Annotated in this window: 7 protein-coding genes; all 7 read right to left on the bottom strand. The window is 41.4% G+C overall.

Going from position 1 to position 7,699, the window contains the following annotated elements; translation table 11 throughout:
• The coding region (locus JL57_RS35110; protein ID WP_291300370.1) for a DUF6431 domain-containing protein at nt 1–235 on the bottom strand (235 nt) is incomplete at its 3' end.
• A 264-nt stretch (nt 236–499) separates the two neighbouring features.
• Nucleotides 500–1,033 carry an RHS repeat protein gene (locus tag JL57_RS20790; protein WP_034143883.1) on the bottom strand — a complete coding sequence of 178 codons (534 nt, stop codon included), beginning with the start codon at nt 1,031–1,033 and terminating at the stop codon, nt 500–502.
• A gap of 200 nt (nt 1,034–1,233) precedes the next feature.
• Complete coding sequence (locus tag JL57_RS20785; RefSeq protein ID WP_034143882.1) at nt 1,234–1,662, bottom strand: Imm44 family immunity protein; 429 nt, start codon at nt 1,660–1,662, stop codon at nt 1,234–1,236.
• Between the two features lie 611 nt (nt 1,663–2,273).
• The gene (locus tag JL57_RS20775) at nt 2,274–2,528 is read right to left on the bottom strand and encodes a hypothetical protein (RefSeq protein ID WP_034143881.1); all 255 of its coding nucleotides are present in this window, start codon (nt 2,526–2,528) and stop codon (nt 2,274–2,276) included.
• 21 nt (nt 2,529–2,549) lie between these two features.
• Nucleotides 2,550–5,150 carry a polymorphic toxin-type HINT domain-containing protein gene (locus JL57_RS35105; protein ID WP_291300371.1) on the bottom strand — a complete coding sequence of 867 codons (2,601 nt, stop codon included), beginning with the start codon at nt 5,148–5,150 and terminating at the stop codon, nt 2,550–2,552.
• Between the two features lie 763 nt (nt 5,151–5,913).
• A complete protein-coding gene (locus JL57_RS20765; protein WP_034143880.1) occupies nt 5,914–6,312 on the bottom strand; it encodes a DUF4279 domain-containing protein in 399 nt (132 codons plus the stop codon).
• Between the two features lie 11 nt (nt 6,313–6,323).
• On the bottom strand, nt 6,324–7,699 hold a 1,376-nt coding region (locus tag JL57_RS35100; RefSeq protein ID WP_291300369.1), incomplete at its 5' end, for an RHS repeat-associated core domain-containing protein.

Raw genomic sequence — 7,699 nt, 5'->3', positions numbered from 1 at the left:
TCACGAGATTTTCCGCGATTTTCACCAAAGATACCCCAGCTAACTGTTGACGGATCACTTCTTCTTTAACTTCCCACGCCACCTGATGGTGTTCCTTCATAAAGTTAGGAAGAAATGAGGTAGCTTTTCCACACTCGCAACATTTAAATCGATAGATTGATAGGACGTACGCCTTTAACAAGGTATACACGATTCGTTTAAAACTTCCATGTTTATGCAACATCGCCCTTGCCAAGCAATGAGGACACACCTTAGGACGCAAGTGATTAGGACAACCATGGACAAACTTTTCAATATATAACTGGACAGTCCATATTTCTTCATGTAAACTCAAATTGGTAGTAACCAATGGGAAAGAGGAAACTAGGCTGGCCGGCCAATGATGTTTCCTCTTTCTTTTATCCTTCTTTTCAGATTGTCATGCGATCTACTTTGACACATGACAACCATTATCCAACGGCAACGCCAAACAAGTCAAGAAAAAGACGCTCCTTTAACGTCAGTTAAAGTGAGCGCCCACACCATTGGCATCAGTAACCGTTGTCCGCTTATTGGCCGGATCGTAGGCTATCACTGAGACAGCTGTGGTTGGTGTACCGTTAACGGTAATTGTCCTGGTTACCGCAGTTACTCTGTCCTGGTCGTCATAACCGTAGCTAATGTAATTGCCCCTGGGATAAGTAATCCTGGTTAAATTATCATCAGTATTATATTGATAGACAAGAGTCTTGTTCTCCTGATCAAGACACGAGACTAAACGGTTATTCCCGTCATAAGTGTAGTGCACAGTCTTACCGGCAGGATCAGTTGCCTGTTCTATGTTTCCGTTGGCATTATAGGAAAAGCTAATAGCCCGCCCGGATGGATCCGTAATACTTTCCAGTTTTCCTGTACCGGTGTTGTAGTTATAGGTTGTAATATTATTGTTTTTATCTGTAATGCTGATTATTTTCCCTGAAGAATTAAAAGTGATTTTCGTACCGTCAATTTGAGTGATCGTGGTAAGATTAACTAAATAGAGCAGGGGCTGCACAGAAACTAAAGTCTCAGGACAGCCCCCCTCTGGTCTGTTATCTAACTTAACAGAAACTAGATTAGGGCTTGCTAAAGCTACCCAAAAATGTAGATTGACAAGGATTTAGAGGTACTTTTATTGAATGGTTTTTAACAATATTAGTTTTTTTCACCCCAATATAAGGGTGGGAATGTTTTCAAAAAACTTCATTCCATTCCTTAAATAACTAAATTATCTATTTCACATGCACTAATCCCTAGTAAGTTAAGAATATCATTTTCTAACTTTTCTCCATGAAAATCTTTTTTTGCCTTTCTTTTTAGTAACCTGATTGACTCAATTATATTCTTGACCACCATCATTTTTCTTATTTGGGAGCTACTATTAACAAACTTATCAAGGTCTATTCTCAGTCTAAAGTCTGCTTCCTTTTTCTTTGCGTTAAATTGCTGTCTTTCCTTAAAAAATCCTGCAGCTTCTAATTCCAGAGTAAGCTTGACAATAATAGGAATAATTCCTATTATTGTTACTTCACTACCATAATAATTATCTTTCAAAACCTTGAGGTTTTCTTCAATATCCTTTCTTATCTCTCGATAGATATCGCCTACTTGTTTGTCTACTTCACCGCTCATAAAAATATCCATAGGATAGTACCTCCTGTATTTAATAATCACTTTTGTTCAATGGCGGCCTTAATTCATTATTAATATTCTTGTAATCCAATATCTGTTCATGCTGCCATTGGTGCATCTCTCTCTTCGTTCCTTGTATTTCTATTTGCATTTCAGCGTTATTATTTTGTAAATATTTTTTAGTATATCTGTGAGATGAGTTTGTGGTCTCTCCATATTTCAATATATTACCAGCATTCCTATCTCTTAAAGTATAACCAAAAGCAGGATTAGTAGTTTTTAACGAATTATTATGAACAGCTTTACCCGCCCCCTTAAATGTGAAACTGTAGTCACTTATTAGGGTGGCAGCTATTTTTCCATCTACTACAATATATCATCATACTATCTCTTCAGTTTACTTACTGCTAATGTTGGTGGTAAACTCACTACATAAAGAAGCAGGCCCGGCTAACTTTATGCCGGACCCTTGCTATTTCTAAGTTTGTTGGAATAGTTGTAATGTGAAACTCTATGCAGAATTATCATTATGCAGTCAGTATTGTTGTGAACAATATGGCCGGAAGTAATTATTTATACATTTTCATTCTTCAACTGCTCATTTCTGTAATATTGCAGTTAATTTAATCTGAATTTTTCAGTGAGATACTTGAATATCTATTCCATTCTTCATTTATATCCCGATCACAAAAGTAGCCTGCCTGTGTATACTCTACTAATACTCTGTTCTGGTATTCGCTGCAAATCACACAATGATGCATCCATTCTGGTGATTCAACTATACCTTTTTTTTCATCAAGCATTTTTTTTAATATTTTTGCATGCTCTTCACATAAATATCCTTCGCCAGAATTTTTAGAACAAACAAAGCACTCCATTATTTTTCTCCTTGTCTTGTATTATTTAGGCGGATATGCTGGCAAATGTGGGTTACCTGTTTCATCAAGTAATGGATTTCCAAATTCATCAACCCTATGTCCATGAGGCACCTGAGCTTTAGGATCAGCCTGTTTTGGATGTCCTAAACCATCATATCTATCACCTGTTGGGATACCATTCTCATCTTTAACTTGCCACATCTTACCATCCGGTCTTCCTTCAATCTTCTGACCTGGTTTTAGGGGCATTGCATTACCAGCAGGATCAACAACTATTTTACCCTCAGCTTTACTTACCCCCTGGAAGCAAGTATTGTGAACAAGAACATCATTTTTCGAAACAAAGTAAGTATGCCAGTCCTCTACCTCAAAATTATATACCTTTATTCGTTCTTTGAGTGACTCAAGTTCTACTGCTGTAACCTCGGTTACACCAGAATATAACTGTACTTTATCTCCAACTTTTAGTTCTCCTGCGGGTGTCCAGCCTTTTCCTTCAACCCAGAATGGATGAGTAGGTGTAGCTCTTATTTCTGCACCCTTAATAGTAACGTGTATAAGCCTATCAGTTTCATTGACAAAAATGTTTTTAACTTTCTTCAATCCTATTTCGCCTGTCTCAGCGTTTTCCGAATAGACTTTATCTCCTACTTTAATGTCCTGTATTTGCTTATATCCGTCTTCTGTTTTGACTAAAGTCTCATCGGTAAAGCAAATACCGCCTTCTCCAATCTTTGCCGCTCCCTCTAATAACTTCATCCCCTTCTTTGACTTCAGTGCCAGCTTCACACCTTTACCAGCCAGCATGAGCCCTTTAATTATAACCTCTCCGCCAACAACGTAGCTCCCGATACTTAATGTAGCTATGATTTTCGCACCCGTACTGGCATCAGGGCTAAGAAGGGTATTGATATCATCTCCTATCAGGGCATTATAGACTGCAATCAAACAATCTTGCACAGGGTCTCTGGGACAATAGCAGGGAGAGGGGGAATGTCCGTTCGGGTCTACGTATACCACGGGGTTGTTGTAGCAGTAGGCATACAGGTTTAAACTCTGGGGATTGCCGGCAAAGCCTTGGAAGGTATCCGCAGTGGTGAATCTGCCTGTTGCTGGATCATAGTAACGGGCATTGAGATAATAGAGGCCTGTTGCTTCGTCATAGCGGTATCCGGCATAGCGATAGGGATTGTTTACTGTTCCGGTACTGTTTAGTAGGTTGCCAAAGGCATCGTATTGGTAGGTGGCGACTGTATTGCCGTTGGTATCGGTAAGGGCTATGACATCACCATGACCGTTGTAGTGATAGTAATAGGTGCTGCCGTTTCTGGTCATGCTGATCAGGTTGCCGTATCCGTCATAATTATAGCATGCCAGGACGTTGTTGTTGACATCGGTTTCACAGATTACTTTGTTGCCGCTGTACTGGTAGTTGACGGTGTTGCCCCCGCTTGTCAGGCTGCTTCTTCGGCCTAAGGCATCATAGGTGAAGGTTGCCTGGGTTGTTCCGTCGGAATTTTTTACTTCTTGTAGTCGATTGACCGCATCATATGCATAGCTTTGCTCGTTATCAGCGATGACAATTTGGCTGGTCCCACCTTCGGTTAGCGTTTTGGCGAGACGGTTTCCGGCTGCGTCATAGCTGTATTCTATGCTGATTGAGTTCGGCAGGGTTTCCTTGGTTAAGCGGCTTAGGTCATCATATTGATAGTTTATGCTTCCTTCCGGGCTGGTGATGTCGGTGATGTTGCCTCTGCTGTCATAGATGTAACTGTATTTACTGAGAATTGTTCCGTCCGGTCGGTAATTAACCAGTTCTTTGAGCAGGCCGACATCATTATAGCTGTAAAGGCTATTACTGCCGTCTCCCAGTTTGATGGAAGCGACTTTGTTGTTTTCATCGTAGAGATATTCGGCGCTTATGCCGTTTCCTGTGACTTTCCGCACTCGTCCCAATTCGTCATAGCTGTAATTGGCATTGTAATTGACACTGCCGATTTGTCCGCTTAGGCCGCTAAACCTGCCGCCGGTTTCATTGTCATAGGCATAATCTATCTGCTGGATCCCGGGTTTGATCACCTTTTTCAGGGCATCTAGTTCGTTATATTCATAGGTTGTGCTTTGGCTGGTTTCTTTATCGGTCATTTTGGTACAGTTGCCGTTAGGATCATATTCATAGCTGTATCTGGGGTTCCCGTTGTATTTTACTTCTTCAAGGCGGTCTGCGGTATTGTAGGCAAAGTTTATGGTGTTTCCTGACGGATAGGACATTCCCTGGAGATTTCCTGTTTTATCATAGGAAAAGTTGGTAGTATGATTCAAGGGGTCGGTTATGCTGGCTACTGCATCTATTTCGTTATAGCCATAGGTAAAGGTCTGGTTTCCGGGATCGGTAGCGGTCGTTAAATTGCCGTTTCCGTCATAGGTGTATTGGGCATTATTTCCTAATACTCCGTTGACGTTTTTCATGCGCCCTAAATTATCATAAGCGAAAGTAGTGGTTTTTTCCGCAGGATCGGTGACATGCGTTAAGTTGCCATCGTTATCATACTGCATACCCACTGAGTCACCTAAGGCATTGGTTACGGCAAGGGGGTAATTACCTGAGGGATCATATTGAATCTCTGTGCTGCTTTTGCCTTCCTGTAAACGGAGGCTGTCAAACCATACGAAACCGTTCTGGTTATCATATTTACATTTGATTGTTATTCCTGAGGCTGCTTTGGCTAGGTGGATATTTCCTACTATTTGTTCCCAGGTATGAACCCCTTTATTAGAGTCAAAATCAAAGGTTTCAGCGGTGCTGTCGGCATATTCTACTTCTACTCTGAGCCCGTAAAAACCGCCATTGGGATCCGCTAAAAATGCCTGGGACCAGCCTGATAAGGTGAGATCGCTGTTGGCCGGCAGGGATAGGTTAACGTGCTGGGATAGGTAAACATCCGAAAATGTTCCGTCATTTAATACTCGAACACTGGAATTCCCGGAAAAAACGTTCTGATGAAATATTGCACAAGGGTCACATACCGTCCAGTCATCGGGTTTTCCATCGGCCTAGATGAAAATAATTATGTACGGTCACATCAAAGTATTGGCTACAGGAAGTCGGCAGAAATATATTTTGATCAGTTAACTCCAGAAAAGCCCATAATTACCGTTTGATTACTGGATACCAGCCTGAGGCCTGAATTTCAAGGGTGAGCGATAGCCCGGCGTCAGCGAACCCTTGAAATTCTAAGGTCCAAAGGATGTACAATGACGAAAGCGATGATAAGGACAATAAGCAGCACTTTTAATGAAGAGAGGAGTATAAGTGTAGCTTTATTTTTAGAAAAATTCTTGACACGGGGAGCACTACAGATGGAAGAATGCTAGCGGGAAAAAATCAAAAATTATACATATCTACATCAATGGTTGCATTTATTGCATTTGCAAATGTCAAAATATCATGATTGAATGATATTACTGGTTTTAATGAATCGTAAACATTAATAGTTACAAGAATAAGGATTTCTACCTCATATTGTTTCTGTAGCCGAAAAAGCTCATTTTCTTTTCCACCAATTACTTTTAAAAGGTTTGTTATTTGCTCACGAATATCACTTGATTCTTGATGTCCTATTCCTATACTCCAAGTAGAGTCATTTCTTCGCACATATCTATTCTTAACCAAATCTCCTTTTTTCCATTTTTGTGTTGGCATCAAGTTTAATATTCTTGATATCGTAGATGGATCAAATTCGTCACCTGAAATTACAAGTTCCACGTTTACAGTTGTACTCATAGAACCTCCTATCACTTAATATACTCATAAGTTGGTATAGGCTCCCCTTTCCCACCTTTTTTATAAATCCATAACATTCCTGAATCTTTATCCACATAAATATCATGATGTGCAATATTTTTCTTACCAATAAAATCCTCTTTTAAAGCATGTGCATTAATACCATTTTTCTTCAAAAATTTATCTTTGACCATTTCAATGTTTTTAGGAATGTAGTTCTCTGCTGCGCCAACGGTATTCTTGCCAAAGCTTCCTATGACAATGTTATCGGCAGCTTCACCCGCCTCCTCTAAAACCTTCATCCCCTTCTTTGCCTTCAGTGCCAGCTTCACACCTTTACCAGCCAGCTTGAGCCCTTTAGTTATAACCTCTCCGCCAACAACGTAGCTCCCAATACTTAATCCAGCTATGATTTTCGCACCCGTACTGGCCTCAGGGCTAAGAAGGGTATTGATATCATCTCCGATCAGGAAATCATAGATTGCCTTTATATCATCTTGCACAGGGTCTCTGGGACAATAGCAGGGATCATGTCCGTCAGGATCTACGTATGCTAACGGGTTGTTGTAGCAGTAAGCGTACAGGTTTAGGCTCTGGGGATCGCCGGCATAGCCATGGAAGGTATCCGCAGTGGTGAATCTCCCTGTTTCCGGATCATAGTAACGGGCATTGAGATAATAGAGGCCTGTTGCTTCGTCATAGCGGTAGCCGGCATAGCGATAGGGGTTGTCTACTGTCCCTGTACTGTTTAACACGTTGCCAAAGGCATCGTACTGGTAGGTGGCGACTGTATTGCCGCTGGTATCGGTGAGGGCTATGACGTCACCATGACCGTTGTAGTGATAATAATAGGTGCTACCGTTTCTGGTCATGCTGATCAGGTTGCCGTATCCGTCATAATTATAGCATGCCAGGACGTTGTTGTTGGCATCGGTTTCACAGATTACTTTGCTGCCGCTGTACTGGTAGTTGACGGTGTTGCCTTCGCTTGTCATGCTGCTTCTTCGGCCCAAGGCATCATAGGTGAAGGTTGCCTGGGTTGTTCCGTCGGGATTTTTTACTTCCTGTAGTCGATTGAGTGTGTCATATTCATAGCTCTGTTGGTTTTGATTGATGACAATTTGGCTGGTTCCGCCTTGGGTTACTGTTTTGGTTTGGCGGTTACCGGCCGCGTCATAGCTGTATTCGATGATGGTTGAGTCCGGCAGGGTTTCCCTGGTTAGGCGGCTTAGGTCATCATACTGATAGGTTAGGGTTCCTTCCGAGCCGATGATGTCGGTGATATTGCCTCTGCTATCGTAGGTGTAAGTGTAACGGCTGAGAATGGTTCCGTTTGGTCGGTAATTGACCAATTCTTTCAGCAGGTCGGCATCATTATAGCTGTAAA

The sequence above is a fragment of the Desulfosporosinus sp. BICA1-9 genome (genome assembly GCF_000802135.1).
The sequence above is the reverse complement of the archived record's forward strand: the minus strand, read 5'-3'. Positions and strand labels throughout refer to the sequence as shown.

Excerpts from the sequence above, each read along its gene's own strand:
- JL57_RS20785 (WP_034143882.1), bottom strand. The coding sequence starts at position 1,662 with ATGGATATTTTTATGAGCGGTGAAGTAGACAAACAAGTAGGCGATATC.
- JL57_RS20775 (WP_034143881.1), bottom strand. The coding sequence starts at position 2,528 with ATGGAGTGCTTTGTTTGTTCTAAAAATTCTGGCGAAGGATATTTATGT.
- JL57_RS20765 (WP_034143880.1), bottom strand. The coding sequence starts at position 6,312 with ATGAGTACAACTGTAAACGTGGAACTTGTAATTTCAGGTGACGAATTT.